26 protein-coding genes and 6 pseudogenes are annotated in these 25,776 nt (G+C 69.6%); 15 read left to right on the plus strand and 17 right to left on the minus strand.

Features of this window, described 5'->3' with window-relative positions:
* Positions 1–81: 81 nt before the first annotated feature.
* On the minus strand, positions 82–258 hold the full coding sequence (locus tag FNV62_RS00640; RefSeq protein ID WP_164657581.1) for a hypothetical protein: 177 nt from the start codon (positions 256–258) through the stop codon (positions 82–84).
* A 338-nt stretch (positions 259–596) separates the two neighbouring features.
* Here FNV62_RS00640 and FNV62_RS00645 point away from each other — a divergent pair, with 338 nt between their 5' ends.
* From FNV62_RS00645 to FNV62_RS55085, 3 genes and pseudogenes are all read left to right on the plus strand, one after another.
* Positions 597–839: a hypothetical protein gene (locus tag FNV62_RS00645; protein WP_205523099.1), complete on the plus strand. Its 243-nt coding sequence runs from the start codon at positions 597–599 to the stop codon at positions 837–839.
* 26 nt (positions 840–865) lie between these two features.
* Positions 866–991: pseudogene (locus FNV62_RS55080) on the plus strand (tyrosine-type recombinase/integrase); the annotation flags it as partial.
* Between the two features lie 210 nt (positions 992–1,201).
* Positions 1,202–1,423, plus strand: coding sequence for a recombinase (locus tag FNV62_RS55085; RefSeq protein WP_225900070.1), 222 nt, complete (start codon positions 1,202–1,204; stop codon positions 1,421–1,423).
* 71 nt (positions 1,424–1,494) lie between these two features.
* Here FNV62_RS55085 and FNV62_RS00655 read toward each other — a convergent pair whose 3' ends face one another.
* Positions 1,495–2,289: an SDR family NAD(P)-dependent oxidoreductase gene (locus FNV62_RS00655; protein WP_143606442.1), complete on the minus strand. Its 795-nt coding sequence runs from the start codon at positions 2,287–2,289 to the stop codon at positions 1,495–1,497.
* Positions 2,290–2,375: 86 nt separating this feature from the next.
* Here FNV62_RS00655 and FNV62_RS00660 point away from each other — a divergent pair, with 86 nt between their 5' ends.
* Positions 2,376–3,227: a helix-turn-helix transcriptional regulator gene (locus tag FNV62_RS00660; protein WP_144314441.1), complete on the plus strand. Its 852-nt coding sequence runs from the start codon at positions 2,376–2,378 to the stop codon at positions 3,225–3,227.
* 165 nt (positions 3,228–3,392) lie between these two features.
* Here FNV62_RS00660 and FNV62_RS00665 read toward each other — a convergent pair whose 3' ends face one another.
* Positions 3,393–3,659, minus strand: a complete 267-nt coding sequence (locus tag FNV62_RS00665; protein ID WP_144314442.1) for a DUF5131 family protein — start codon at positions 3,657–3,659, stop codon at positions 3,393–3,395.
* Positions 3,660–3,702: 43 nt separating this feature from the next.
* A pseudogene (locus FNV62_RS54425) lies at positions 3,703–3,834 on the minus strand (transcriptional regulator); the annotation flags it as partial.
* Here FNV62_RS54425 and FNV62_RS00670 point away from each other — a divergent pair.
* Positions 3,816–3,975 (plus strand): annotated as a pseudogene (locus FNV62_RS00670) (IS5/IS1182 family transposase); the annotation flags it as partial. The pseudogenes FNV62_RS54425 and FNV62_RS00670 sit on opposite strands and share 19 nt — an antisense overlap.
* 294 nt (positions 3,976–4,269) lie before the next feature.
* Here the strand turns inward: FNV62_RS00670 and FNV62_RS00675 are convergent.
* From FNV62_RS00675 to FNV62_RS00685, 3 genes and pseudogenes are all read right to left on the minus strand, one after another.
* Positions 4,270–5,025 (minus strand): AAA family ATPase, encoded by a 756-nt coding sequence (locus FNV62_RS00675; protein WP_143606445.1) that lies wholly within the window; start codon positions 5,023–5,025, stop codon positions 4,270–4,272.
* A 116-nt stretch (positions 5,026–5,141) separates the two neighbouring features.
* Positions 5,142–5,309: pseudogene (locus FNV62_RS55090) on the minus strand (ATP-binding protein); the annotation flags it as partial.
* 286 nt (positions 5,310–5,595) lie between these two features.
* A protein-coding gene (locus FNV62_RS00685) for an IS3 family transposase (RefSeq protein ID WP_399221741.1) occupies positions 5,596–7,004 on the minus strand; the annotation gives its coding sequence in 2 pieces (ribosomal slippage) (positions 5,596–6,638 and positions 6,638–7,004; 1,410 coding nt in all).
* Positions 7,005–7,194: 190 nt separating this feature from the next.
* Between FNV62_RS00685 and FNV62_RS00690 the strand changes: the two genes are divergently transcribed.
* Positions 7,195–7,464, plus strand: a complete 270-nt coding sequence (locus FNV62_RS00690; protein WP_144314444.1) for a hypothetical protein — start codon at positions 7,195–7,197, stop codon at positions 7,462–7,464.
* Between the two features lie 618 nt (positions 7,465–8,082).
* On the opposite strand, the gene FNV62_RS00695 is transcribed toward FNV62_RS00690, so the two are convergent.
* On the minus strand, positions 8,083–8,463 hold the full coding sequence (locus FNV62_RS00695; protein WP_143599537.1) for a winged helix-turn-helix transcriptional regulator: 381 nt from the start codon (positions 8,461–8,463) through the stop codon (positions 8,083–8,085).
* A gap of 75 nt (positions 8,464–8,538) precedes the next feature.
* Between FNV62_RS00695 and FNV62_RS00700 the strand changes: the two genes are divergently transcribed.
* Both FNV62_RS00700 and FNV62_RS00705 read left to right on the plus strand, forming a co-directional pair.
* A complete protein-coding gene (locus tag FNV62_RS00700; protein WP_143599538.1) occupies positions 8,539–9,468 on the plus strand; it encodes an NADP-dependent oxidoreductase in 930 nt (309 codons plus the stop codon).
* 346 nt (positions 9,469–9,814) lie between these two features.
* On the plus strand, positions 9,815–10,978 hold the full coding sequence (locus FNV62_RS00705; RefSeq protein ID WP_143599539.1) for an RNA-guided endonuclease InsQ/TnpB family protein: 1,164 nt from the start codon (positions 9,815–9,817) through the stop codon (positions 10,976–10,978).
* Between the two features lie 471 nt (positions 10,979–11,449).
* Here the strand turns inward: FNV62_RS00705 and FNV62_RS00710 are convergent, their stop codons facing one another.
* The 4 genes from FNV62_RS00710 to FNV62_RS00725 form a co-directional block, all read right to left on the minus strand.
* Complete coding sequence (locus FNV62_RS00710) at positions 11,450–11,662, minus strand: hypothetical protein (protein ID WP_097288527.1); 213 nt, start codon at positions 11,660–11,662, stop codon at positions 11,450–11,452.
* Between the two features lie 185 nt (positions 11,663–11,847).
* Positions 11,848–12,051 (minus strand): helix-turn-helix domain-containing protein, encoded by a 204-nt coding sequence (locus FNV62_RS57825; protein ID WP_144314445.1) that lies wholly within the window; start codon positions 12,049–12,051, stop codon positions 11,848–11,850.
* Complete coding sequence (locus tag FNV62_RS00720; RefSeq protein WP_144314446.1) at positions 11,954–12,322, minus strand: hypothetical protein; 369 nt, start codon at positions 12,320–12,322, stop codon at positions 11,954–11,956. Before FNV62_RS00720 ends, FNV62_RS57825 begins: the two co-directional genes overlap by 98 nt.
* 98 nt (positions 12,323–12,420) lie before the next feature.
* Entirely contained in the window at positions 12,421–13,206 is a 786-nt protein-coding gene (locus FNV62_RS00725) for a Ku protein (RefSeq protein ID WP_144314447.1), read from the minus strand.
* Positions 13,207–13,398: 192 nt separating this feature from the next.
* Here FNV62_RS00725 and FNV62_RS00730 point away from each other — a divergent pair, with 192 nt between their 5' ends.
* Positions 13,399–13,692: a hypothetical protein gene (locus FNV62_RS00730; RefSeq protein ID WP_097288525.1), complete on the plus strand. Its 294-nt coding sequence runs from the start codon at positions 13,399–13,401 to the stop codon at positions 13,690–13,692.
* Between the two features lie 576 nt (positions 13,693–14,268).
* On the plus strand, positions 14,269–14,604 hold the full coding sequence (locus tag FNV62_RS00735) for a hypothetical protein (protein ID WP_179858469.1): 336 nt from the start codon (positions 14,269–14,271) through the stop codon (positions 14,602–14,604).
* Here FNV62_RS00735 and FNV62_RS00740 read toward each other — a convergent pair.
* Positions 14,558–15,511, minus strand: coding sequence for a PP2C family protein-serine/threonine phosphatase (locus FNV62_RS00740; protein WP_164331440.1), 954 nt, complete (start codon positions 15,509–15,511; stop codon positions 14,558–14,560). The genes FNV62_RS00735 and FNV62_RS00740 overlap by 47 nt on opposite strands.
* Positions 15,512–15,526: 15 nt before the next feature.
* On the opposite strand from FNV62_RS00740, the gene FNV62_RS00745 reads away from it, so the two are divergent.
* On the plus strand, positions 15,527–15,997 hold the full coding sequence (locus tag FNV62_RS00745) for a hypothetical protein (protein WP_164331442.1): 471 nt from the start codon (positions 15,527–15,529) through the stop codon (positions 15,995–15,997).
* Positions 15,998–16,453: 456 nt separating this feature from the next.
* Here the strand turns inward: FNV62_RS00745 and FNV62_RS55095 are convergent.
* A pseudogene (locus FNV62_RS55095) lies at positions 16,454–16,785 on the minus strand (flavin reductase family protein); the annotation flags it as partial.
* A gap of 75 nt (positions 16,786–16,860) precedes the next feature.
* On the opposite strand from FNV62_RS55095, the gene FNV62_RS00750 reads away from it, so the two are divergent.
* Positions 16,861–17,142 (plus strand): hypothetical protein, encoded by a 282-nt coding sequence (locus tag FNV62_RS00750; RefSeq protein WP_143599544.1) that lies wholly within the window; start codon positions 16,861–16,863, stop codon positions 17,140–17,142.
* A gap of 178 nt (positions 17,143–17,320) precedes the next feature.
* Here the strand turns inward: FNV62_RS00750 and FNV62_RS00755 are convergent, their stop codons facing one another.
* On the minus strand, positions 17,321–17,752 hold the full coding sequence (locus tag FNV62_RS00755; protein ID WP_143606452.1) for an SRPBCC family protein: 432 nt from the start codon (positions 17,750–17,752) through the stop codon (positions 17,321–17,323).
* 367 nt (positions 17,753–18,119) lie between these two features.
* On the opposite strand from FNV62_RS00755, the gene FNV62_RS00760 reads away from it, so the two are divergent.
* Positions 18,120–18,338: a hypothetical protein gene (locus FNV62_RS00760; protein WP_054228639.1), complete on the plus strand. Its 219-nt coding sequence runs from the start codon at positions 18,120–18,122 to the stop codon at positions 18,336–18,338.
* 96 nt (positions 18,339–18,434) lie between these two features.
* Here FNV62_RS00760 and FNV62_RS00765 read toward each other — a convergent pair whose 3' ends face one another.
* Positions 18,435–19,181 carry a PP2C family protein-serine/threonine phosphatase gene (locus tag FNV62_RS00765; RefSeq protein WP_143611844.1) on the minus strand — a complete coding sequence of 249 codons (747 nt, stop codon included), beginning with the start codon at positions 19,179–19,181 and terminating at the stop codon, positions 18,435–18,437.
* 782 nt (positions 19,182–19,963) lie between these two features.
* A pseudogene (locus FNV62_RS00770) lies at positions 19,964–20,071 on the minus strand (phosphate transport system regulatory protein PhoU); the annotation flags it as partial.
* Between the two features lie 685 nt (positions 20,072–20,756).
* On the opposite strand from FNV62_RS00770, the gene FNV62_RS00775 reads away from it, so the two are divergent.
* Both FNV62_RS00775 and FNV62_RS00780 read left to right on the plus strand, forming a co-directional pair.
* Entirely contained in the window at positions 20,757–21,614 is an 858-nt protein-coding gene (locus FNV62_RS00775; protein ID WP_143599545.1) for a hypothetical protein, read from the plus strand.
* Positions 21,604–25,767, plus strand: coding sequence for a caspase family protein (locus FNV62_RS00780; RefSeq protein ID WP_143626762.1), 4,164 nt, complete (start codon positions 21,604–21,606; stop codon positions 25,765–25,767). Before FNV62_RS00775 ends, FNV62_RS00780 begins: the two co-directional genes overlap by 11 nt.
* Positions 25,768–25,776: the final 9 nt, after the last annotated feature.

Below are 25,776 nucleotides of genomic sequence, written 5' to 3' on the forward strand. Positions count from 1 at the left end.
CTGCATTCGACAGCAACCCGCTACCCTCCTCAGCTCCCATCCCGTCCACCGTCGACCCACACACTGTGGAGCAAACGTGGTTCATGGCGTCCAGGTGGAGCGCGCCACTGTGCCTACGACGTCCTCGCGGGCCTGGCGGCGCTGCTCGGCGCCACCCCCAGCGTCGTCGAGCACGGCCTGTTCCCTCCGACGCTGGTCGCCGACGTATTCGTCGCCCGCGACGACTCGGTCGAGCACCACAATCATGCCAAGTCCCAAGCCTGGGAGGATATTTGGTGTGGGCGGATTGCCCTTCATCTCCTCCATTCCGGGGCTCGGTCCTCTGTCGCCAGTTCCCGCACCTGCTGATTCCCAGCCATCAAGCATGGTTGGGGCCGTCGCGCGCGATACCGGACCCGGTTCCCGTGTGCGCGGTGGCCGGGCTCATCCGCCGGCCTACCGTGATGTGAGTGGGGGTGGGCGTGCGCTGTGCCGAATGAACGAGGAGGCCACGGGTGCCCTTGGGCGGTGGGCTGGAGCGGCTGAGGGCCCGGGATCCGGGCCTGCTCACCGGCCGGGCCACGACCGCAGAGGAGCCGGCCACGTGACAAGCGATCGTGGTCGACGGCAAGACTCTGCGCGGCACCGTGATCACCGTCGACGCGCAGCACTGCCAGCGTGATCACGTCACCTACCTCGCCGAACGCGGCGCCGACTGGATGCTGACCGTCAAAGGCAACCAGCCGACCCTGCTCCAGCACTTGGCCGGCCTGCCCTGGCGGGCTGTCCCGGACGTCACCCGCGAGGCCGGCCGCGGACACGGCCGCCGCCAGATCCGCACAACGCCGCCAAGGCCCTGATCCCCACACACCCGCAGTTCGCCGAGATCCGCTTCGCCCCGGACGACTTCCGCAGGCTGTTCGCCACCGACCTGGTCAACAATGGCCTGCCCATTCACATCGGCGCGGCCCTGCTCGGCCACCTCGATATCCAGACCACCCGCGGCTACGTCGCAGTCTTCGACGAGGACGTCATCGCCCACTACACCGAATTCCTCGACCGTCGCCGGGCCAAGCGGCCCCCGACGGAGTACCGCCGACCCACTGACGAGGAGTGGAGTGACTTCCAGGAGCACTTCGACAAGCGCAAGGTCGAACTCGGCTCCTGCGGACGTCCTTACGGCACGCCCTGCGCGCATGAGCTCGCCTGTATCCGATGCCCGATGCTGTCGATCAACCCCAGGATGCTGCCCCGGCTCGACGAGCTGGAGGCCGACCTGCTGGCCCGCCGCCAACGCGCGATCGACGAAGGCTGGCGCGGTGAGGTCGAAGGACTCGACCTCACCCTGAGGTTCCTGCGCAGCAAGCGCGCTCAGGCCCACCGGGCCGCCGCGACATGGACTGTGGACCTGGGCATGCCCACACGGCCCCGGCCTGGACGCTGATCGAGCACAACGATCTGTGGACGGGTTTGACCTGCGACGGCTGGCGTGGCCGCAGCGACCGGTCAGGGAATTTAGGCGCCGGCGCCGCCGTCGACCGGGACGATCGCGCCGGTCACGTACGAGGCCCGGTCGCTGAGCAGCCACGCGGCCGCCTCGGCGATCTGCCGGGGCTCAGCCATCCGACCAAGCGGGATCGTCGCGGTCATCTGCTCGACGATGCCGGGAGTCGCCGCCTCCCAGGTGTCGATCATCTCCGTGGCGGTCCCGCCGGGGGTGATGCCGTTGACCCGGACACGGTCACCGGCCCAGTTCACCGCGGCGGTCTCGGTAAGGCTGTTGAGGGCGCGCTTCATGGCACCGTAGGCGGGCAGGGCGGGGTTCGCGCGGCGGCTGCCTATGCTCGAGGTATTGACGATCGCCCCGCCGCCGCCTCGCCGCATGAGCGCGGCCTCGGCGGTCATGGCGGTCCAGTGCGAACGGAAGTTCACGGCGAACTGCTCGTCGATGTCCTCGTCGCTGGTGGTCTCGACCGGGCCGAACTGCTGCTGAGGGACCGCACCGTTGTTGAAGGCGCCGTCGAGCCGTCCGTGCAGCTTTTCGACGTGGTCGACAGCGGCGCGGATGCTCGCGGGGTCTGCTAGGTCCAGGGTGACGGCGTCGGCGGAGCCGCCGTCGGCTCGGATCTCCTTCACGATGGTCTCGAGGGCGTCGGTGCTGCGGGCGGCGAGCACGACGGCGGCGCCCTCGGAGGCGAAGAGCCGGGCCGCGGCCGCCCCGATGCCGCGGCTGGCCCCGGTGATGAAGATGACCTTGCGGGTGAGCAGGCCGACGGGTGCGCTGTCGGTGGTGTTCGTGTTGTTCGTCATGCCAAACAGCGTCAGGCCGCACCCGGACCGGATACAGGCACAGGCTGTACCAGGATCCGCCGCCGCGCCGCGCGCACACTGGGCGTATGAACAAACAGGAGCTCGGGGCGTTCCTCCGCAGCCGCCGCGAGCGGCTCCGCCCGCAGGACGTCGGTCTCCCCTCCGGCCCGCGACGCCGCACACCAGGTCTGCGCCGCGAGGAAGTGGCAGTCCTCGCCCACATCTCCACCGAGTACTACATCCGCCTCGAGCAGGGCAGGGCGCCACGCCCCTCGGGCGACGTCCTGGCCGCGATCGCGGGAGCGCTGCGGCTCACCGACGCAGAGTCCGACTACCTCCACGTCCTCGCGGGCACCGCGCCGAACCGTACCGGACTGCACCGGCGCGACGTCAGCCCGAGCATCTTCGCGCTCCTTCAGCGGCTGCCGCAGACGGCCGGCTTCGTGATGTCCGCCGCGTGCGAGGTCCTCGCCTGGAACGACCTCGCGGCCGCGCTCATGGAGGACTTCGCCCCGCTCGCCCCCGAGGACCGCAACCTCGCGCGCCGGGCCTTCCCCGGACCGCAGCCCGCCGATACGACGCTCTACGGGATCTCCGACGCCGCCGACTTCCGGCTGGGCGTCGTGATGCAGCTCCACACCACCCTCGCCCGCTACCCCACCGATCCCGCGGTGACCGGCCTCGTCGACGAACTCCGCTATGCCAGCCCCGACTTCGCCCGGCTCTGGGAACGGCACGACGTGCAGGCCGCGCCGATGCTCACCAAGACCTTCCGCCACCCGACCGTCGGGGAGGTCACCGTCGACTGCGACACCCTCACCCTCACCGACCGCGACCAGTACCTCGTGCTCTTCAGCGCGCCGCCGGGATCCCCTGGCGCCGAGGCACTCGCCCTCCTGAACGTCCTGGGAACAGAGGCCAGTCACTACCCGCGGTAGCGTCACAGCCGGCCGCCGCGAGCACCATCGCCGACAGGGCGACTTGCTGATCCGGTCGGCCGTGGTCTCCTCGTCCGGCACCGCTATTGGGGACGTCCGCCGAACTCGGCCGACGTCTCCGTGGCCGGGGTCTCACTCCCAAGGGCTCTTTGACGCACATCTGGGTCACATCCCCACCATGTCCGCCGTATCGGGATACTCATCCCAGGTCCGGCCATCGAGCAGGCGGCCGCCGACGTTCGGGGTCAGCCCACCGACCTGCTTGAAGAACAGAGCTACCCGAAGATCTACACACTGGTCTCGAATGTCGCGAACCCAGGCCAAGTCCAGCGCTCTGTGAGCCGAGCCGCTCTCGCCGCCGACGATCACCCAGTCGATCCGCGACAGCTCCAGCGACGGCACTGGCCCAAGCAGCGGGCGACGAGATGCGATCGCACCCGGAGATTATGTGGGTTATGCAGGGCAATCAACCGGATCATGCGGCAAAGCGGATATTGGTGACGTAATCGTACTGCCCCCACTGGCTGCCGAGGTCAATGACCTGGTCCACCCAAGCATCGTCCAGCTCCTGGTCGTCACCGGCCGCCCACACGGCGACGATGCGGTCCCCGTGGGGTTCTGCTGTCTGCGGCCGACTGCATCGTCGACCACCTCGGGCCGTCGCTCGCACTTCAGCCTCGCAGACGGTTCCGGAGAGAACACGGTGCTGATCGTGGACGGCATCCTGGTGGCCGAGCAGTCGAAGAACTCGGCTCACCCCCGCGTGCGCGGGGAGGACCGGCTGGGTTGCGGTCATGTCGGGGTTCCTCACGGCTCACCCCCGCCCTTGCAGGGGTTGGCTGCGTAGGTCCTCAACGGAGGCGTTTGTTGCGCACTTCGGGAGGCACCTATTGGCCTCGGGGCTGGCAAGGGTTGTCGAGAAATGAAGTCGCACAGCCGTGCGCAATCGGTACTCGCGACTGCATCCCTTGGTGACGAGGTGTCGGCGCGTGTGTGCCTCGTCCTGAATGTCCGGGCAGAGAGCGCCGTCGAACCGGCTGATCTATGCATCCTCGGCGAACATGCGGTCCAGGAAGCGGTCAGGATGGTTGACGAACGCGCGGGTCAAAGCGACAGGCTCGGCCTGCTCGTATTCCACCTGCTCGATGGTGCCGCCGCTTTCGATCTGCAGGATCCGTGCGTCGGGCATGGCCAGCAGGATCGGCGAATGCGTGGCCACCACGAACTGGCACCCTTGTTGGAGGAGTTCCCGGATCCGGACCATCATCGCCAGGCAACCCTGCACCGACAGGGCTGCCTCCGGTTCGTCCAGCACGTAGAGACCGTTCGGGCCGAAACGGTGGTGGACCAAATCCAGGAACGACTGGCCGTGGGAGCGTTCGTGTAGGGACCGGCCGCCGTAGGCGCGCATCAGTTCCCCCGAGCCTTCGTCCAGCCGCTCGATCTCGGTGGCCACGTTGTAGAAGCTCTCGGCGCGCAGGAAGAATCCCGTGCGAGGTCTTCGGTTCCAGCACAAAGTCAGGTGATCGCCCAGATTGGACTCGGTGGCCCGGCTGGCGAACCGGAAGGACCGGGAACCGCCCTCGGCGTTGAACCCGGCGGCCGTGGCCAGCGCCTCGATCAAGGTGGACTTGCCGGAGCCGTTGTCGCCGACCAGGAACGTCACCGCGGGGTCCAGATCGAGCCTGTCCAAGCTGGCGAGGTGGGTGACGACCGGCAGACTGAAGGGGTAGCGGCCGGTGCCCACGCTCGAATCGAGCTCGACATGGCGGACAAAGCCCCGGCCGTCGCGGGTCATCGGCTGCCGGTTCTGGTCCGGTCCAATGCAGCAGGGCGTGTCGGAGTCATGCCTTGACCATAGATCCAGGCACTGACAGCCGTGCCGATCACGGGTGCCCGTCCCCGCCGATAGGCTCAGCCCGCTGTGTCCAGCTCGGCCCTGGTCTGCGCTAACCGGTAGGAGTCGGTTCCGGTCTCGACGATGTTGCCGCCGAAAGTGAGGCGGTCCACGATGGCCGCGCCGAGCCTCGGGTCGGTGAAGGTCTTCGTCCACGTTCCGAAGTACTCATTCGAGGCGATCGCGCGGGTTTGTAGCGTCCCGGAAAGAGGGATCCCGCGTACTTGATGGCCGGTGTCTCGGCGGCTGGAAGGCACCGGAAGGCGTAGGGGCGCTGCCAGTGTCCCAGCGGTGGGTTCGTACGATCGGACGGTGACAAAGCAGACTACGGTGCGCATGGGGCGGAAGCAGGCCTTCGGGAGTGTCCTCTGCGGTGTGATCGCCCTTTCCCTCTTCGGTGTCGCCGTCTACATGGCCGTCTCGGCCGTCGGGCGCTCGGTAGCTGTCAAGTCAAATGAAACGCATATGCGGCTATGAACTGTGTTGCTGTGGTTCGCGCCGTCGTGCGGGGTCGTTGATCCACGCCTGCTGAGGAATCTTCGGCGGCGCCGGCCGGCGGTTGAAGCGTTCGGGATGCTGCTCGAACGCGACTGTGAGGGTGGCTGCCCGTTGCTCGCGGACGAGTTCGGCGGTGCCGAAGTGGACGCTGGCGGGGGTGTGGTAGCCGATCCCGGAATGCCGGTGGACGTGGTTGTAGTGCGAGATGAACGCGTCCATCCACTCCCGTGCGTGGGCGAGGGAATCGAAGCGCTCGGGGTAGTCCGACTGGTACTTCGTGGTGCGGAACTGGCTCTCGCTGAACGGGTTGTCGTTGCTGACCCTGGGCCTGGAGTGGCTACGGGTCACACCGAGATCGAGGAGCATCTGGGAGACCTGCCTGGAGGTCATCGAGGTGCCGCGGTCGGCGTGCACGGTGTGCGGCACGATGCCGTTGCGGTCGATCGCCTCACGGATCAATTCCTCTGCCCGCGCGGCGGATTCGGCCGCCTCGACGGTGTGGCCGACGGCGTAGCGGGAGTAGATGTCGAGGATCACGTACCCGTGGAACCAGACCCCCTTCGCCGGACCTGCCAGGCGTGTGATGTCCCAACTCCACACCTCGGAGGGCCCGTTGGCGACCAGCTCGGGAACCGTGCGGGGCGGATGGGTCGCCTGACGGCGGCGTTCACCGTCCTGCCCGGCCTCCTTCAGGATCCGGTACATGGTGCGCTCGGAACAGTGGTAGCGGCCCTCGTCCAGCTCTCGTGCGTAGATCTGCGCGGGCGGCAGGTCCACGTACTCGGGCCGGTTCATCAGCTCCAGCACCGCCTGCCGCTCGACGGCCGACAGTGCGTTGACCGGCGCCGGACGCGGCGTCTTCGCCCGGGGCGGGGCAGGGTTCAGCCGCCGGTGGTGGGTGGCCCGGGAGCGTCCGGTGATCCGACACGCAGCCACGATGCCCAGATACGGGGCCAGGTCCTCCACGGCCTCGTGGAGGAGAGGCTCCAGGGCGTCCTTCAGTCCGCGCTCTTGGAGAGTGCTTCCAAGAGCGCGTGTGTTTTTCCCAGCACCTCCAGCGCGGCGTCCCGCTTCGCGACCTCCTCCTCCAGGCGCTCCACCCGCCGCCGCAGCTTGTCGTTCTCGGCCTCTGCAGGGTGCTTCTTCGGGCGGGAGGGGCTGGTGCGGTGGTCGGTCAGCTTCTCCAGCGCGCCGGCGTCCCTGGCCTGGCGCCACTCGATGATGTGGGAGTGGTACAGCCGCTCCCGGCGCAGGATGGCGCCCTTGTCCCCGGTGGGGGCCGCGTCGTACTCGGCGACGATCCGCAGCTTGTACTCGGGGGTGAAGCGGCGCCGCTTCGGCCGCGGCGCGGGATCCTGCTCGGAAGGCTTGGTGCTGGTCATGCGGGTGATGCTCCTGTCGTGCCCGCCCACAATATCTGATCATTTCGGGGCGTCTCACCCGACGATGTCAGAGAGGGGCTTGGGGCTGGTCGGGCATCAGCTGACCATGCGGGTCACGGACTGCGAAGCGTCCGCGCCAGCCACGACATCCCGGGGCGGCGGTCATCCCGACCTCGATTGCAGGGGGTTCGTGGATCCAGCGCCGGCCTCTGACGGCGGGAAACGCTGGATCACGGCGAGCGGTTTCTCCTCCGAGCCCGTCTTCGGCGCGCCCCTGGAAGTGGCCAAGGAACCGTGGGGGTCTTGGGTGCCGGTGGATCAGGGCGGCTGGAACCGGCTGGGCCGCGCGCTCTCCCCGCTGATCCCGCTCACCTTCGCAGGCTTGTTCGCCAAGGTGACCGTGGCCGCATACCGCGGCTGGAGGAACTCCAGGCGGTTGCCCGCGGGGGCCTCGGCGTAGAAGGGGCTGCGCGCCCAAAGCCGACGCAGGGCTTATCGGTCAGGGGCGACGTCCAGCGACGTATTCCATCACCTGGGGAGCCCTATTCGTCGGTTGCCCTCAGCAGGCGGCAGGTGCGACGGCGGCCTCAGGCCTCCCTCGGGGGTAGCTCGCGTTCACGTGGTGGATCGGCGAGCACGGCGCCGTGTCGTCCCCGCGCCCGCAGGGGCATTTCGGAGGTAACCCATGGCCATGATTGCGGCCGAGGCGTTGTCCCTGCGCCTGCGGGGGCCTCGACGTCGACCGCTCCTCCTCCACCACCCGGCCCTCCCGATGCACTTACCCAGAGTCGATCCGCATGGCGGACTGCTGGCAAGCCCCCTGAAAGTGGCCCCTGCAATCGCGAGGCAGGTGAAGGGAATCGGGCACTCTTGCTAGCATCACCGCAGGTCAAGAAGTGTCTTCCCCGCACCTGCGGGGGTAGCTCCGACCGGACCAGCGTCAGGTACACGCTGTCCCTGTCGTCCCCGAGCCTGCGGGGGTAGCTCCGTCAGCGCCCGCTTCGCGGCGCGCATCGAGAGCCTGCAGACCGAGCGCGGCCGGGCAGATACCGAGTTATTCAGTGCCTTGGCGGGAGCCTCAGTCGCTAGGGACGACCGGCTCGGGATCGGCATCGAGCGCATCGAGCACTGCGTCGCCGTTCGCCCTCGCCCATTCGGTCAGCATGTGGATCGGATCGATCAGCGTTGCCCCGAGCGGGGTGAGCTCGTACTCGACGCGGGGCGGCACCTCGGCGTAGGCGTGGCGGCGGATGAGTCCGTGCGCCTCGAGCCGTCGGAGCGTCTGGGTGAGCATCTTGCGGGAGATGCCGCCGATCAGCTCGATCAGCTCGCCATGGCGCACCGGGCCCTTGCTGAGGCCGTAGAGCACGACCGCCGTCCACTTGTCGGCGATCAGCTCGACCGTCAGACGCGCCGGGCAGTCGGCGAGAAAGGGATCGCCGGGACCGAAACCGCTCATGGCGCCTAAGGTACCTGCTGGTTCCTATCGGAAACCTAGCCTGGGTTCTCTCCCCCCTCCCAAGCCAGGAGAGTCATGCGAGTCATCACCCAGCAGTCGCTCGGCGGTCCCGAGGTGCTCACCATCGTGGACGCGCCCCAGCCCCATCCCCTCCCGACCGAGGTTCTCGTCCGCGTCAAGGCGATCGGGCTGAACCCGCTGGAGGCGCGCCTGCGCGCCGGCGAGTTCCCGCTGATCGGCCGACCGCCGTTCATTCTCGGCTGGGACATCAGCGGCGTGGTCGAGGAGGCGCCGCAGACGTGGCGGTTCAGGCCCGGCGACGAGGTGTTCGGGATGCCGCTGTTCCCGCGGGCGGCGAGCGCGTACGCCGAGGTCGTGTCGGCGCCGGCGTTGCACCTGGCACGCAAGCCGGCGTCGCTCTCGCACGTCGAGGCGGCGGCGCTGCCGGTCGTCGGGTTGACGGCGTGGCAGGGCCTCGTCGACCTCGGCGGCGTGACCGAGGGCGACCGCGTCCTGGTCCACGGCGGTGGTGGCGGGGTCGGCCACGTCGCGATCCAGATCGCGAAAGCGCTCGGCGCGCACGTGATCGCGACAGCCAGCGGGAGCAAGCGGAAGTTCGTCGAGGGGTTCGGCGCCGACGAGGTGATCGACTACACGGCGGTCGACTTCACCGAGGCGGTCCGCGACATCGACATCGTGGTCGACACGATCGGCGGCGACACCGTCGAGCGGTCGCTCGGAGTGCTCCGCCCCGGCGGTCATCTGGTGACGGCGGTCGCCGAGGAGGATCCGGAGCTCATCGCCAAGTACGAGGCGGCGGGCATGCGCTTCAGCGGCATCGCGGTCGACCCCGATCCGGTCGCCCTGCGAGGTCTCGTCGAACTCGTCGAACAGGGCAGGCTCCGGGTCCACGTGCAGGAGACGTTCCCGTTCGAGCGCGTCGCCGACGCGCACCGGCTGCTCGACGGCGGTCACCTCCGGGGCAAGCTCGTCCTCACCGTCTGATCCCGTCGTGGGGCCTCGCGTGAGCGAGGCCCCAATGAGACCCGCGCCTAATGAAAACTGCATGTCAGACGGCCTGGTGTGCGTAGCATCAGGAAGCTCGGGCAGGTCCGGAGCGGTAGTCCACAGACAAGATCATTCTTCAGCTGTTTCTGGCGAGGAACCCCGGGCCTTCAGGCCCGGGAGGAATCGCCTCCTCAACCACGGCGCCGCGCAGCGGCGCCGTTTCGCTGCGCGCCTAGCCAAGCGGCCGGCAGGGCGGCTATTGCTGATCTCGGGAGATGTTGCACATTGGCAACTGCAGGACAGACTAGCCCTGTTGTCAGTGTCGAGGAGTACGGTTCGTCGCGTGAAGATCGTCGTGCAGGCAAAGCTGCTGCCGGCCGCCGAGCAGGCGGTCGCGCTGCGGTCGACCCTGCTCGAGTGCAACGCCGCCGCGAACTCGGTGTCTCAGGTGGCATTCGCTCGCGGCATTCCGCGCGAATACGAGCTTCGGAAGCACACGTACGCCGAACTCAAGGCCCGCGGGTTAGGGGCCCAGGCGGCGCAGCATGTCATAAAGAAGGTCCGTGACGCGTACACGACGCTGCACGTGAACATCAAAGCCGGCAACCTCGGGAAGCCGCGCTCGAAGCGCCGGGTACAGGCCGAGTCCAAGCCGATCGCGTTCCGGGCCAGCGCCGCGCAGCCGTATGACGATCGGTGTCTGAGCTGGCAGCATGATGCAGGGACCGTTTCCATATGGACGACGGCCGGTCGGCTCAAAGGCGTCCGGTTCACCGGGTCCACCGACCAGCTGAAGACGCTGCGCGAGTACCGCAAAGGCGAGTCGGACCTCGTCGAACGCGACGGCGAGTTCTACCTCCTCGCAACCTGTGAGGTTCCCGAAGCCGAGCTCAACGAGAATCCGGACGGATTCCTCGGCGTCGACCTCGGTATCGTCAACATCGCAACAACGTCTGACGGCGAGGTTCTTGCAGGCCGGAGACTGAACCGGTATCGGGCCCGGCAGTTGCGCCTGCGCACGACGCTGCAGAAGAAGGGTACGAAGTCCGCGAAGCGCCGACTGAAGGAACGCTCGCGGCGCGAACGGCGGTTCGCCGCCAACACCAATCACGTCATTTCGAAGCGCATCGTGGCAGAGGCTGAACGCACCTCCCGCGGCATCGCCCTGGAAGATCTGGGCGGCATCCGTGGGAGGGTACGGCTCAGAAGGCCCCAACGGGCCGCGGTGCACTCCTGGGCATTCGCCCAGCTCGGGCAGTTCCTGGCCTACAAGGCCCGCCGTGCCGGCGTGCCCCTGGTGTACGTCGACCCCGCATACACCAGCCAGACCTGCTCCGAATGCAACCACGTAGACAAGCGGAACCGGGCCTCGCAGGCCCGGTTCCAATGCAGGTCGTGCGGCGTCGTTGCGCACGCCGACCTGAACGCTTCCCGCAACATCGCCCGCAAAGGCGAGACCGCGTGGAAAGCGGGGCGTGAGTCACGCGTCCCAGCCGCCTCACCGTAGGCGGCTCAGATGCGGGAGGTTACGCGGCAGCCAGTCACGCCCTACCTGCAAGCCCGGTCCTTCAGGACCGGGTCAAGTTGACCGGGCCACTTCCCCTCCGGCTTCGCTGCGGAGCCATAAGCGGGGGGACGTCTGTCGGCACCGGATCGGAGGCACCCCACATGCGGTCGGCACCCCAAGGCATTTTGTCGGTGATGGGGAAGGCCGAGTGACGGTAGCGGAAAGCGGGGTCGGCGAGGAAGCCGGCGACGGTGGTGTCGGCTGCGGCCACGAGAGGGTTGGCGGTCATGGCCACTGGGACACCCCGCAGGAGTACCTGGAGCGTGGCCTGCCCGCTCTCCGCAGTCGCTGAGGCGATCACGAACCAGCTGATGAGTACGAGCCGGATGCCGCTGGACACGGCCCCGAGGAAGACCACGCACAGGCCCAGCACGCCAGACCACAGCGCAAGAGCCCCGCACGCTGCTGATGTCACCGGGCGCAGCCGACGTCCAGCACTTCGATCACGTCACCGTGGCTGGTGTAGACAAGCCAGCACCATTCACCGAATACTGCGGCCAGCTCCGGGCCCTGTAGCTTCGGGGCCCGGGTCACAGCAGTGATGAGCGTGATGATCTCCTCATGCACATCGTCCGGGACGCCGAACAGCACGTTGGCAGCCTGTTGGATCAGTTCGACTTTCATTTCGCACCCCGCGGACCACAGGAGCAGCAAGGTAGGGCAGCTGTGTACTCCGCCCGTGCCGGTGGACGACTACGACCAGAGTCCGTCACTGGTAGCACGCGTCGCAAGGTGTTGGGGTCCCGGCAGTACTCGCTGCGAAAGCAACGGATATCGCTGACCAACAGGGATGCGGCTTGGATCACTCATCAGCCTTCGTGGCTGGTCCTCTCGCGGTGCTTGGGTAGCTCTCGGTACAGCCTGGAGCGGCTGACGCCGAGCTCTGCGGCGACCTGTTCGGGGATCGCACCGTCTCTAATCCGCTGGGCGGCTCCGGCGCGGGTGGTCGCGTTTCGCGGGCCGTCCGGTCGGCAGTCCGTGGGCTTCTTTGGCGGCACGCGCGCCGGCGGCACGCTCCAGCATGTAGATCCGTTCCATCTGCGCGAGCATCGCCAGCAGCGCGATAGCCATGTCCGTCCCGGGGCCCGGCTCGCTGGTGTCCGCGGTGAGCAACTTTATGGTCTGGCCGGTCCACTTGTTCAGTTCGGCTGCGCTCAGGTAGCCGATGCGGGGGTCTCGACGTCGTCGCAGTGTCCCGCGAGACCTGTCATCCCCGACGGCGCCGACACCGACGCCTTCCAGCACCACCACCTCGATTCCGTATGGCGCCTGCAGCATCTGCACCACTGGCTCGTCACCGACCCGCGCAGCTGGGGCCCCGGCACCGCACCAGACAACATCCGATACAGCGAACGTCCACGGCGCTTGTACGGCCACAAGGCCTATGGCCGAGGCCGGGCCGATGTGCGTCGGTGCGCCCGCTTGGCGGCCCGGACGCTCTCCTCCAGTGCCGCCATCAAGTCCAGCGCCGGGGCGGCCTCCGCCGGCCCGGCAAGCTCACCGCCGGTGATCTTCATGTCCACGAGCTGTTCAAGGGCGTGGGCGTACTCGTCGTGCACCGCGCCGACGTCGATGCCGGTGAGTTCCCGGATCAGTACCTCGGCCAGCTCCAGCTCCCGGTCGGTGACCGGCGTCGAGGGCGCGAGGTCTCCGGGGTCGCGCAGCTCGTCCTGCCACAGGAGGGTCTGAAGGATGAAAATGCCGTGGCGAGGGCGGAGCAGCGCCAGCCGCTCACGGCCGCGGAGGGCTACCTTGGAGACGGCGACGTAGCCGGTGCGCGCGAGCGCCTCGACGAGCAGGGAGTAGGGGCGGTCGGCGCCCGGTCCGGGACCCACGTAGTACGGCCGCCCGTAACTGATCGGGTCGATGTCCTCGAAGGGCACGAAACCAAGCACGTCGACGGTCCGCGTCGTGGGCAGAGGCAGATGAGCCAGGTCCTCGTCCGTGAGCGGCACCATGCGCCCGTCCCCCAGGGCGAAGCCCCTACCGACTTGTTCGTCCGGGATTTCCCGGTTCTCGGCCTTGCAAAAGCGGCGGTGCTCGACGCGGCTGCCGTCGGTGGCATGGATCTCGTGAAGGCGCACGGGATGCTCCTCCGTGGCGGCGTACAGCCTGATCGACAGCGCGACCGACTCGAACCGGATCATCCCGGACCACGTGGCCTTCATGCATCCAGCGTCATCCCACAGCACGTGGCGCGCATCCCGGTCGCAGCCACCCCCAGCGAGCTGCCCGGGTCACGAGAAAGTCCCCACATATGCTCCAGCTCGATGCCATGGGGGCAGTTGTTATAGCCGGGCGCTCGGCGAACGTCGATCCGATCCGGCGCGTGATGCGCCCTGAGTGGAAGGATCGGTGCCATGGGCACCGAGAAGGGTTGGGTGTACCGGGTCGACGAGCCGCACGGCTCGCAGGGCTGGCGCCCCTACGGCGGCCATCCCGAGCGGTGGCGGGGGACCGTCATCACCGACGATCCCAAAGAGGACGCCGAGTACGTCGCCGCCCTCGTCGTCACCGACCTGTTGACCGAGTGGGAGGTGCTCGGCACCGGGCAGAGGCACGTACGCGTGATCGTCTGGGAGGACGAGGAAGGCGAACGTGCCGAGGACGCGGCCTTCACCGTGGAGATCCAGCCCGACATCGATGCAGACTGACCGATCCGGCCGCAGGCGACAGACTTGGCGCTCTTCGGTTCCGCGAAGCGCGGGCGTCGCACAGCCTTCGCGCCGCGGTCAGGCCCGTGCGAAGGCTCCGAGGGCAAAAACAGTCCCCGGTAGTGCTGCACGTGTCCTGAGGCTTCAGTCGTCACTGTTGCCTCGGTATCGCGCCGGCTTGCCGGGGGCCTAAACCACATCCTGTCCAGGTCGCTCCGCCGACTAGACGTCCTCACCGACTTTGTGGCTCTTTCGGTGTTGTGGCCTAGTAATCACCCTGCACGGGAATCGCCAAGAGTCAATAGGGCTTGGGTAAATTTTTCGAACATTCAGTGGGTGAAGGTGCGGACTTCTCGCGGCGAGGACTCGTAGACCGGGGCGCACGAATGCCCGAAGCGGGTGCGTCCCCGGGGGCCCGCTCGTCGCTCGCCCGGCAGGCGAGGCACACGAGCTGGGCGTCGCGTCCGTATCGGCAGGTCAGCCCCTGGCTTCTCTGCACTTCATTTGGAGGGGTGACGGGGCTCTTGGCTCACCCTGGCCCTTGCCACCGACATGGCGGAGGGGCAGGGTGAAGCCGTGATCATTCCCTTCTTACGCGACGAGATGCAGGATGCAGTAACGGTCACGCTCAAGCGGGTCGATAATCCGGCTGCGATCGGCAAGCACCCCTCCGCCGGGGCAGCCTTCGACATGGATCCGTTCTATTTGTTCGAGGATGCGCCGTCGCCGTACGCGTTCTTCGGAATCAATCCCACTCTCTTTGACGCTCCATCACGGGCCAAGCGGCACCCCCTGACCTGGATGGCGCACAGCTTTCTGGCATGGACGCCGATGCATGACGCCGAACGGCGCCCGGCATCCAGAGCTACTTCCGCGGAGAATCGCATGGAATCCCGTTCAGGCGGGCCATGAGGACGGTGATGTCGTCGTGGTGGCCCTCGGGATGCTGGCGCCGCATCAGTGCCTCACAGGTGTCCTCCAGCGAGGAGTGCTGGGCGGTGAGTCTGCGGCCGAGCGCGTGGAGTGCCTCCTCGATGTCCTGCCCGCGGGTCTCCACCAGGCCGTCGGTGCACAGCAGGAGGAGGCTGCCGGGGTCCGTGAGCAGTTCCAGGGTGTCGAAGGTGACGCTGCCCACTCCGATGGGTGCGCCGACGGGGACCTTCAGCAGATCATTGCTGCCGTCGGGCCCCACGAGGACTGGCGGAAGGTGGCCGGCGCTGGCGAGGGCGGAGCGGCCGGTCGTCGGGTCGTAGACGCAGTACAGGCAGGTGGCCAGCTGGGTGTAGCCCAGGTGCTGTGCGAAGGCGTCGAGCTGGGCAAGTAGCCGCCCGGGGGGCAGGTCCAAAGTGGCGAGGGTCCTGACTGCCGTGCGCAGCTGTCCCATGACGACCGCTGCGTGCAGGCCGTGACCTGCCACGTCGCCGATGACGAGTCCGACTCGGTGGCCCGGCAGGGGGATCACGTCAAACCAGTCGCCTCCGACCTGCGTGGTGTGACTGCTGGGGTGATACCGGTAGGCGATCTCCACCCCTGGCAGGCGAGGGGGCGGCGTGGGAAGCAGGCTGCGCTGCAGCACCGCGGATGCCGTCGCTTCGTCGCTGTGGATCCGGGCGTTGTGCAGGGCGACGGCCGCCCGCTCGGCCACCTCCTCACAGGCTGTCAGGTCCGCGGCGACGAAAGCGGGACGGTCGGGTTTGCGCCCGAACACCAGGAAGCCGAGGGCCCCGCCGTGCGCCACCAGATGCACCAGCAGGACGGAGGAGCCCTTCAGCACCAACCGGGCGGCCGGGCTGTCGAGCTCCGCCGGAAGTTGCTGCAAGACCTCATCTCCTACATGGGGAATGAGGACTGGTTCGATCTCCGCAAGGAATCGGGCCATGGCCGTGCCGGTCGTGTAGACGAAGGTCTTCCCTGGGCGGAGTTCCTCCCGGCAGTCCAGGTCCTCATGGTGGACTGCCGCCACGCGGTGCATCACCACCGCACCCTGCAGGCCCTAGGGCGCGAGGTCATCTTCCGACGCAACGACCTGATCGCACAGATGAACCGAAGCGAAGTCGGCGAACCCCGGCACCGCCAGGCCGGCAAGTTGGCCGGCCTGGCGCGTGAGATCCAGGGTTGTGCCGATACCGCGCACAGCGTCGCGCAGGAAGGTCAGCCTGGCCGTGTCGGTGCTGGTGACCGCACCGGGAGTCGCTCGGCGATCGGAGCCCGGGAGCGTCAGAGCGCATCGTTGTGTCTCTGGCGGCAAAGAGGCCCCCTGACGTGTGCCGGGCGCAGACGCGCCCCCTGGGATGACAAGAACTAATGCGCCAGACCCGGCCCTCGAGACTGCCCAGACCTTCCGTTATGACCCTATCGCCCCAGCTCAGCAGAGGCGTTCACTCACAGGGGTGGTCCGCGCTGGTGGATCGGCGGTGTGGTGACGGGCCCGTGAGGTCTGTACCCAGATCGGTGTGCTCGGGAAGCGGCGCAGGGTGGTGGCCTCACTCCGCAGCGCCAGGCCGTGCTCGAACGGGTGCGCTTGCTCGCCGCCGATGGTTTTATGCGGGGTGAAGAGAACTCAGTGATAGCCAAACGGCTCCGGGGCAGTGTGCTGTCGGGGGACGGCGGCGCCGGTCCTGGTGTGAGGGAGAGCGAGAGGCACTGCGCACGTCGGGCCCTCGCGAAGCGGCCGAAGGTCGAGGAAAGTGACTTCGCCGCACACGAGCAGCTCCTGCTGGAACACCTCAGGGCTTTGCACGTACGGCAGGGCGCTGCCGCCATGGCGGAAGTCGTAGATCAGCGGGCTATAGGACTGGATCAAGGTGATACGTACCGGGCACGACGATGCGCTCGTCGGCGTGTACACGGATCACCTCGGTCTCGACGCTGAAGAACCGCCCCTCCTGCCGGTGTGAGCGCGATCGCCCTGGCCTCCATTTGGAGGGCGCTTGGCCACCCGAGGCGGCCGTACGACGTCGGAGGCCGCCGGCGTGAGCCCGGCCGCAGCGAACTTTGTCGCGCTCGAATCGGTACAGGGGCTGCTTGCTCTCCGGGACCGGGGGTCGGCCCGGTCAGCGGCGCGAGGCGCGCCACTTGCGCCCACAGGTCCGGCGGCAGGACGCGATGTCAGGTCGTGCAGTACTCGACGCCGAGCAGGTCGGGCGCCCGGCCGCCTACTGTGGGGGCATGGGCGAAATCGTCGTCGTGTACGAGCTCGACAACCCCATGGCCAAACGCTCCTCCCTGGGGATAGCGGCTGGTGAGCAACGGCCCGTCCGCAAGCTGCACGCCGCGCCCTCCGCCCCGGGGGAGCCCTCCGCGACGGGACCGCGGACCCTCTGCGGCAAGGACACCTTCGCCATGCAGACGGCCTGCTGGAAGCCCTCCGAACACCCTGGCGCCCCCTGGTACCCCGTGCAGTACGCATCCGTGGTCTGCTCCGACTGCGATGCCGTGATCGAGACCTGACCGGCGTGCGGAGCATGCGACTCCAAACGGGGTCATTCCATATCTGTCAGATCTCCCGCCCCAACGCGGGCTCCGACAGAACGGCACGCAGCGGCTACGGCGCCCCCGGCCCGCCAGCGGCGGCTTCGAGCGCAGGCTGCCGTCCTCGACAGCCCCCAGCACCCGCTTTCTCTACCGCTCAACCCCCTTGTTCCACGCACTCCTTGAAATGCTCCAGATCGCTGCGCACGAGCCGTTCGATCGCGTTCACCTGGGCGAATCCCTTCTGGCCGCCGAAGGTCTCCCTGATCGCGTCGGGGTCGTACTCGAGCCGTGCCTGGACCCGGGTGCGGTTCTCGTTGATCGGCTGCAGCGAGAAGGAACCCACCAGTTCGGGGTCGCTGGTGGTGTGCCACTCCATCACGCGTTCCCCCCTGCGATCGGAGATCTCGGCCTCGAACACCCGGGCCCGGCCGCCGGCCTCGACGTCCAGACGCGTTCGACCACCCGCCTCCGTACGGACCTCGCGCACTCCTTCCACGAACCGCGGATAGTTCTCCACGCGGTGGAGGTCGTCCCAAGCCTTGTCGATCGGCACTCCAACGTCGACGTGTTCTTCGAGGGTGCTCATGGCCCACCTCCATGTTCGACTCATGACGCATGGGCTTTCTGTGTCCAGTGTGCGCCCGGTGGGGGTGCCCGGTCGTGGCGTCGAGTGTGTCGAGTGTTCCGGTGGATGCGGTCCGCAACACGCATCGCTACGACGACGCTGTCCGATGCTGTCACCACCGGCAGGTACCTATGAGGTGTTCTGCCGGCAGGACACCCCGAAGCCGACAAAATCATGCACGGCATGCGGGAGACCCCGGGCGACTTCACCCTGATGAGCGCGACACCCCACAGGGCACGGAGCACAGCCTGGGCAACAAGGTCTCGGTGAGCCTCAGCGACGACGACCGGAAGCTGCGGGCCGGCCGGTCCCGGCGCATGCTGGTGACATGGACGTACGCCCCCCGGTGGTCGTGCTTTCGCCGGAGTCGGACGGGGGTCGGCGCGTGATGATCCGCGGCAAGTACACGGGCACCGCGTACACCCTGTTCGACGTGCTGGATTTCCTGCACCGTGCCGGCCTGCCCGCCGAGGACCGGGTCGTCGACGACCCAGAGCTGATCGAGTGGCGTGGTGGCGGACCGTACGACTGGGACAACACGGCGTAGACACCGAATTTCCGCCCCCCACCGCGTATCGCCGTTCTGGCGCGTTAGAGGTCTTCCCTGTCTGACCGCATGCCGAAAGGGCGACAGGGGCCTCCCCTACTCGTCGCCGATGCGTACGACCGCCAGCGTGATGTTGTCGGGTCCGCCCGCCGCGATGGCGGCCTTCCAGAGTTCGAAGGCCGCCCGGCCGTCGTCGTGCTCCCGCATCACCGCATCGATCTCGTCCGGCGTCACCGGGTCGGTCAGACCGTCTGTGCAGATGAGGTAGCGGTCGCCTGGCGACAGCGACGCGGCCGTCACGTGAGGACTGATGGGGCGGTAACCGGGCGTACCGCCCAGGCACTGGGTGACGAGGAACGTGGTGCGCTCCCCGGGTTCGAGCGGCGGGCTGTCGTCGACGCTCACCTGGCGCAGCCCGTCGCGAGAGGACGCGAACACCCGGCTGTCCCCCACGTTGAACGTCAGTAGCGAGCCGGGCCGTACGACGACGCCGGCGACGGTCGTCCCCATGGTGGCCAGCTCACTTCCGGTGCCGCCGGCGGCCCGGTACAGGGCGCGGTTGCAAGCGTTCAAGGCGTCGCGGACGGCGTCCTCGCTGCTCAGAGTGGGACCGATCGACGCGAGCCGGTGGGCAGCCAGGGCGCTGGCCACGTCGCCGCCGGGATGTCCGCCGAGCCCGTCGGCGACGGCGACGACGAGGGGCGTCCCCAGCGGGAAGACCAGGCTCTGCGGGTTCTCGGTCACGGTGGCGCACAGTGTCCACGGTCCGACGACGAGGCTGTCCTCGTTCCGCCCGCGGAGCAGCCCGGGATGGCTCAGCGCACTCACGGCGACGTACGACATGGAGCGCCACCGCCTTCCCGCACCGACACACCGCCGGAGGCCGGGCCCCCGACCTGCTGACACTCGCACACGAGTCCTCGCGGCCGAAAGCCTGAGCCGAGAGATGGACTCTCACGAGACGTCCTGTCCGGGACACCCGGCGAGTTGATGCCCGTCGCTCAGACATCGGCCAGCCGCGCGCACACGCACTCGCGCGGTTCGGCCCAGCGGGCGCACGGGCGGGCGAAGGCTATGACATCGCCCCGCCGCAGCGAATCCAGGCACAGTGCGTCGGTCGGTTTCCAGCGCGCGGAGCCACCCGGCCGAGCCTGTCCATCCGACCACCGCCCAACCGACGAGCGGGGCAACAACACCATTCTCCGCTCCGGCGCCCCCTGCGGCCAGCCTCCACGGACGGTCACAGGGGCCTGCCGCACGCCCCTGGCGGGACCTTCCCCCGACACCGCCCCACACCGGTGACGCCCACTACGACACCGGCGCCGCCCACGCCGACGACGTCTTTGAGCACGGCGGCTTCGCGGTGCGCTTCTCCCCCACGACCTGGTCGGCATGCTTGCCGACAGCTGGACACTCGCCAAGGTCCACGCTGTCGACCAAGGGGACCTGACCCGCCGCCTCTGGCGCTTCACCCAGCCCCTTTGACGGCCGGTGACCAGTCCGTCGCCAGGATGCCCCGGGGCGCGCCGGTTCGCCGAGCGTAGGGTCCGAGCCGCCGTAGGCCGGGTTCACGGGGTGATTGACGCGTCTGTGGTCAGCTCGCCGGTGACCAGATAGACCACTCACCGGGCGATCGACACGGCATGGTCGGCAAACCGCGCGTAGTAGCGGCCGACCAAGGTGACGTCGACGGCCATCTCGACCCCGTGCTTCCAGCGGTCGTCCATCAGATGCGGAACAGCCGGCAGAGCTGGTGGGGGCAGGTGCGTTCGAGCTGCCCGCGACCAACCACGTGGCCCAACTCAATGCGTTACCTGCTTCCCCCGGATCTGGGCGGCCGCACGGTCGCGCGAGACAGCTCGCCGCGCCCCAGGCCCCAGCAGAGGCTCCGGCCTCCCGGGTCCAGGGGTGGGCGGCGCGGGCGGTGGCGAACAGGCCGCCCCCGATCCGGGTCTCGTTCTCGGCGGGCAGATACAACCGGGCCACGCGCCACGAAACGGATCCGGCGGGGCGGAGGCCGCAGCAGTACTTACTGTGCCGTCTCGGCAACCGAACATGACAGGACCGGTTCCGGCCGAGCCGCTCCCGCAGACCGCAGACCGCAGACCACCAATGCGGATCAGTCTCGCGGGGCTGAGGTCGAGATCCAGCCGACGGCCAGGACGCCGCCGCCAGCGCGCCCCGGACGATCCGGAGTTCGGAGTGATCCGGAACAGGATCCGGTGACAATAAGATTGTTCCTGGCTTTCCGTGCCTGATTGAAGGCCCTGACGATGCTGGCGCGTTGGGCCGTCGGAGTCGTGGGAGCCTGCGCCGCGCGGCCAGTTGGCGGCAGGCCGCCAGCGTGCGGCTGCTCACCTCGGCGAGTGGCGGGCAGGGCTGTGTGACAATGGCGTCCGCAAGGGCTGAGGGGGCGGTGTGGCTCGCGTCGTTTGCGTGCACGGAGTGGGCAAGCAGCTGCTGGGGGAACGCACGCTGCTGCGGGACTGGTGGCCAACGTTGCTGGACGGCCTGACCAGGGCGGGTGGCGACGAGGCGGCCGCTGGCGACGGCGCCATGGCGTTCTACGGCGACCTGTTCCGCCCGCCCGGTGAATCCCTGGCCGTCGGCGACCCCCTCCTCGGACCCCAGGATGTCGAGCCGGGGTGGGAGCAGGAGCAGCTCCTCGCGTGGTGGCGCGCGGCCGCCGAGGCCGATCCCGCGGTGGCGCCACCCGGCGCTGACACTCTGGCGCGCGTGCCCGGGTCCGTGCAGGCGGCGCTGCGCCAGCTGTCGCGCTCGAGGTTCTTCGCCGGGATCGCGACGCGCGCGCTGGTCTTCGACCTCAAGCAGGTGCACCGCTACCTGGCCGATCCCGCGCTGCGGGCGGCGGCCCGGTCCCGGCTGGCGGCGCTGATCGAGCCAGACACCCGGGTGGTGGTCGCGCACTCGCTGGGCACGCTCGTGGCGTACGAGGCGTTGTGCGCGCGGCCGCACAGCGTGAGGGCGCTGGTGACGCTCGGGTCGCCGCTCGGGATCCGGAACCTGATCTTCGACCGGCTCGAACCCGCGCCCATCGACGGGCTGGGGGCCTGGCCGGGCCCGGACGACCTGGTGTGGACCAACGTCGTGGACCGCGGCGACGTGGTCGCACTGGAGAAGGACCTCCGCTGCCGGTTCGGCGACCGGGTGCACAACGTCGTTGTGCACAACGGCTCCCACGCGCACGACGCCGCCGCGTACCTGACCGACCGGCTCACCGGCGCCGCCATCGCCGGAGGGCTCGGTGGACCGTGACGACCCGGTCCGGCGGTTCCTGATCGCGACCGCGGTGGCGCACTACGCGAGGGCGCCGCGGTGGGACCGGCCCGGCCTCGTACACGCGCGGGAGCGGATCATCGAGCTGTTCACCGGCGCCCTCGGCTACACCCACGTCGACGACCTCGGCCTCGACCCGACCCGCGAGCAGCTCACCAGCCGGCTCCGCGCCTTCTGCCGCGCCCCCGACCGGCGGCCGGACGACGTGCTCGCGGTGTACGTCGCGGCGCATGGTGAGGTGCTCGAGGGCAGCGAGGACCACGTCCTGCTCACTGCGGACACCGACCCGGACGACGTCGCCGACGCCCTGCCCACGGTGGAACTGGCCCGGCGAATGCTGCTCGACACCCCCGTGCGGCGGCTGCTGCTGATGCTCGACACCTGCTACTCCGGCCAGGGCGGCAACGAGCTGACGGCCGCAGCGCTCACCAGGATGACCCGGCACTGGGCGGGCGAGGCAGGCACAGGGCTCGTGGTCATCACCTCCGCCCAGCCCGTGGAACAGGCGAGCGTCGGCGCGTTCCCCCGACTGCTGGGTGACGCCGTCGTGGACGTCTCGACCGCGGGCCACGCGCCGCCCACCCTGCCGCTGGACACGGTGGTCAAGGCGATGAACGCCAATCCGGCCCGGCCGCGCTTCCAGATGATCGGCTCGGCGATGGCCGGGCTCACCGGCGAGGTGCCGCCGTTCCTGCCCAACCCGCGCCGCGACACCCGCCCGTCGGGCGTGGACCTCGCGATCCAGCAGGCCGTCGAGTGGGACGCCGAGGCGCGGCGGCGGGACGGCGAGTTCCGCGCCACCCTGCTGGTCCGGGCCAAGGGCGGGGACGGGTGGTGGTTCTCCGGGCGGGTGGCCGCCCTGCGCGACATCGCACGCTGGCTCGCCGAGCCCGACCCGGCGCGACCGCTCCTCGCGGTGACCGCCGCGCCCGGGTCCGGCAAGACCGCGGTCCTCGGCCTCGTCTCGACGCTGACCCACCCGGACCGGCGTCCCATGGTGCCGGTCGACACGATCGGCCTGCCGCCGGACGCCGTCCCCGCCGTCGGAGCGGTCGACGTCGCCGTGTACGCGCAGAACCTGACCACCGACCAGGTGCTGCGGGGGATCGCCGCCGGTGCCCGCGTGCCCGCCGAGACGCCGGGTGCGCTGCTCGACGCGCTGACCACGCCGGTCACCGTCCTCATCGACGCGCTCGACGAGGCGGCCGACCCTCACGACCTCGTCCTGCGGCTGCTGCGCCCGCTGGCCGACCACGCGGCGGGCCGGCTGCGCCTGCTCGTCGGCACGCGGCCGCACCTGCTGGCGGACCTCGGGCTGCGGCGGGACGGCAGCGTGGACCTCGATGCATCCCGCTACGCCGACCTCGACGCCCTGACCGCGTACTCGGCGCGCTGCCTGCGGGAGTCGGCGGCCGAGAGCCCCTACCGGGACCGGCCCCACGCGACCGCCGCCGTGGCTGCGGCGGTCGCGGCGGCCGCCACCCCGTCGTTCCTGGTCGCCCGCATCACCAGCGGCACCCTCGCGGCGGACACAGCGATCCCCGACTGGCGCGACCCGGCGTGGCGCGCGGCGCTGCCGCGGCTGCCCGGGCCAGCGATGCGCCACGACCTCGTGACCAGGCTCGGCGGCGACGCCGAGCGCGTGCGCGACCTGTTGCGGCCGCTGGCGTTCGCCGAGGGGCAGGGCCTGCCGTGGGAGGACATCTGGGCACCGCTCGCCGCCCGGCTGGCCGGAACGGGGTACGGCGACGAGGACCTGCTGTGGCTGCGCCGCCACGCCGGCTCGTACGTCGTCGAGGCGGTCGAGGCGCACCGCTCCGCCTACCGCCTGTACCACCAGGCGCTTGCCGAGCACCTGCGCGAGGGCGTCGACGCCGTCGCGGCGCACGGCGCGTTCACGGAGGTGCTGCTCTCGCGGGTCCCGCTCGACCACACCGGCGAGCGGATCTGGTCGCGAGCGCACCCGTACCTGCTGCGGCACCTCGCGACGCACGCCGCGCGGTGCGGGCGACTGGACGAACTCGTCACCGACCCCGGCTACCTGGCCCACGCGGAACCCGACGAGTTGCTCCCCGCGCTCGACCACGTCACCACGCCCGGCGCCCGCCTGGTGCGCTCGGTCTACCGCGCCTCCTCCGGAGTGCACCGGCGCCTGCCGCCGCAGCGGCGCCGCCTGGTGCTCGCCACGGACGCGGCGAGGTTCGGCGCGACCGAGCTACACCGGGCGCTCGTGCCGCCCCTGCGGTGGTTCCCGCACTGGGCGACCGGGCAGCAGATCAGCCCCGCCCTCCGCGCGACGCTCGTCGGCGGCGACAAGCCGGTGACGGCGAGCGCGTGCACCGTCCTCGACGGTCGCCCCGTCGCGGTCACCACGGGCCACGACTGCGTGGTCCGGCTGTGGGACCTCGACACCGGGGCCGTCCGGGCCACGCTCACCGGTCACACGGACACGGTGGACGCGGTCGCGTGCACGGTCGTGGACGGGCGTCCGCTCGTGGTGACCGCGGGCCGCGACGCTGAGCTGCGGGTGTGGAACCCGGCCACGGGCGCGGTGTGGAGCACGCCCACCGGCCACGGCCGCCACCTGAACGCGGTCGCGTGCGCCGAACTCGACGGCCGTCCCGTCGCCGTGGTGGGCGGACCGGCGCTCGAGGTGTGGGACGTCCGCAGCAGAACTCGCGTCGCCGCCTACGACTGTTCCGTCGACGCGCTGGCGTGCACGGTCCTCGACGGCCGACCGGTGGCCGTCGTCGCGACCCACTCGAACGTCCTCGTGGTGGACCTGGCCACCGGCGCGCGACGCAGGATCACCAACGACTTCCTCGGCGGTCACGGGTTCCGCGCGGTGGCCTGCACCGTCCTCCATGGACGTCCGGTCGCGGTGTCCGGCAGCACCGACGGCAGCGCCCGGGTGTGGGACCTCCACAGCGCAGAGGAGGCGCTTGCCCTCATCGGTCACGAGAACACGGTGACCTCGGTGGACTGCAAGGTGATCGACGGCGAGACCGTCGCGGTCACCGGCGGGATCGACGGCACCGTCCGGGTGTGGGGCCTGGTCACGGGCGAGTCGCGCGCGGTCATGGCGGGCCACGAGCACTTCGTGTCGTCGGTGACCTGCACCGTCCACAGCGGACAGCCGGTCGCGGTGAGTACCGGGCTCGACGGCACGGTGCGGGTGTGGGACCTCACCGCGTCCGTGCGCGCCCGCCTGCCCGCCGCCGGCCACACCTCGGACATCGGCGCGGTCGCGACCGCGGTCGTGGACGGCGTTGCCGTGGCGGTCACCGCCGGGCACGACGACGTCGTGCGGGTGTGGGAACTCGGCACCGGGCGCCTCCGCGTCACCCTCACCGGGCACCGGAGCGCCGTCTATGCTGCCGCGTGCGCCGTCGTGGCCGGACAGCCCGTAGCGATCACCGGCGGGGACGACGAGACCGTGAGGGTCTGGGACCTGGCCAGCGGGACGCCGACGTCTACCTTCACCGGACACCGGGGACCGGTAAGGGGGATCGCGTGCACGACTCTGGCGGGACGGCCCGTGGCGGTCAGCGCCGGGGCGTACCACGACTCGCTGTTCGTCTGGTGGCTCGACACGGGCGAGGTGTGCCGCGAGATCCACACCAGGCACGAGATCGCGGTGAACGGCATCGCGTGCTCGGGCGTCGGCGGGCGGCCGCTCGCGGTCTCGGTCGGCCACGACGGATCCGCGTGGGTGTGGGACCTGGCCACGGGCACCCGGCGCGCGGCGCTGACGGGACACGACGGCACCGTGGAAGCAGTGGCATGCGGATCGGTCGACGGCCGTCCCGTGGCGGTCACCGGCGGCCAGGACACGTACGTCCGGGTGTGGGACCTGACGACCGGTGCCGCCCTGCACGCCCTCGCGGGGCACGAGCGCCCGATTGCCGCGATCGACTGCCGCGCATTCGACGGCGTGCCCACCGCGCTCACCGTCGACAGTGGAGGGTCGGTGCGGTTCTGGGACCTGCGGAACGGCACGCAGCGTGACGCGTTCGACGTAGCCGGCATGATCCGCGGTGCGCTGTGCGTCGGCCCGCGCGGGGAAATCGTGGTCGGCACCGGTTGGGACCTCGTGGTGTTCGACCGCGCCGAACCATCGAGCACGGTGTAGCACCCGCCG

This window comes from Streptomyces sp. RLB3-17 (assembly GCF_007113425.2).
Lineage (GTDB): Bacteria > Actinomycetota > Actinomycetes > Streptomycetales > Streptomycetaceae > Streptomyces > Streptomyces mirabilis_D.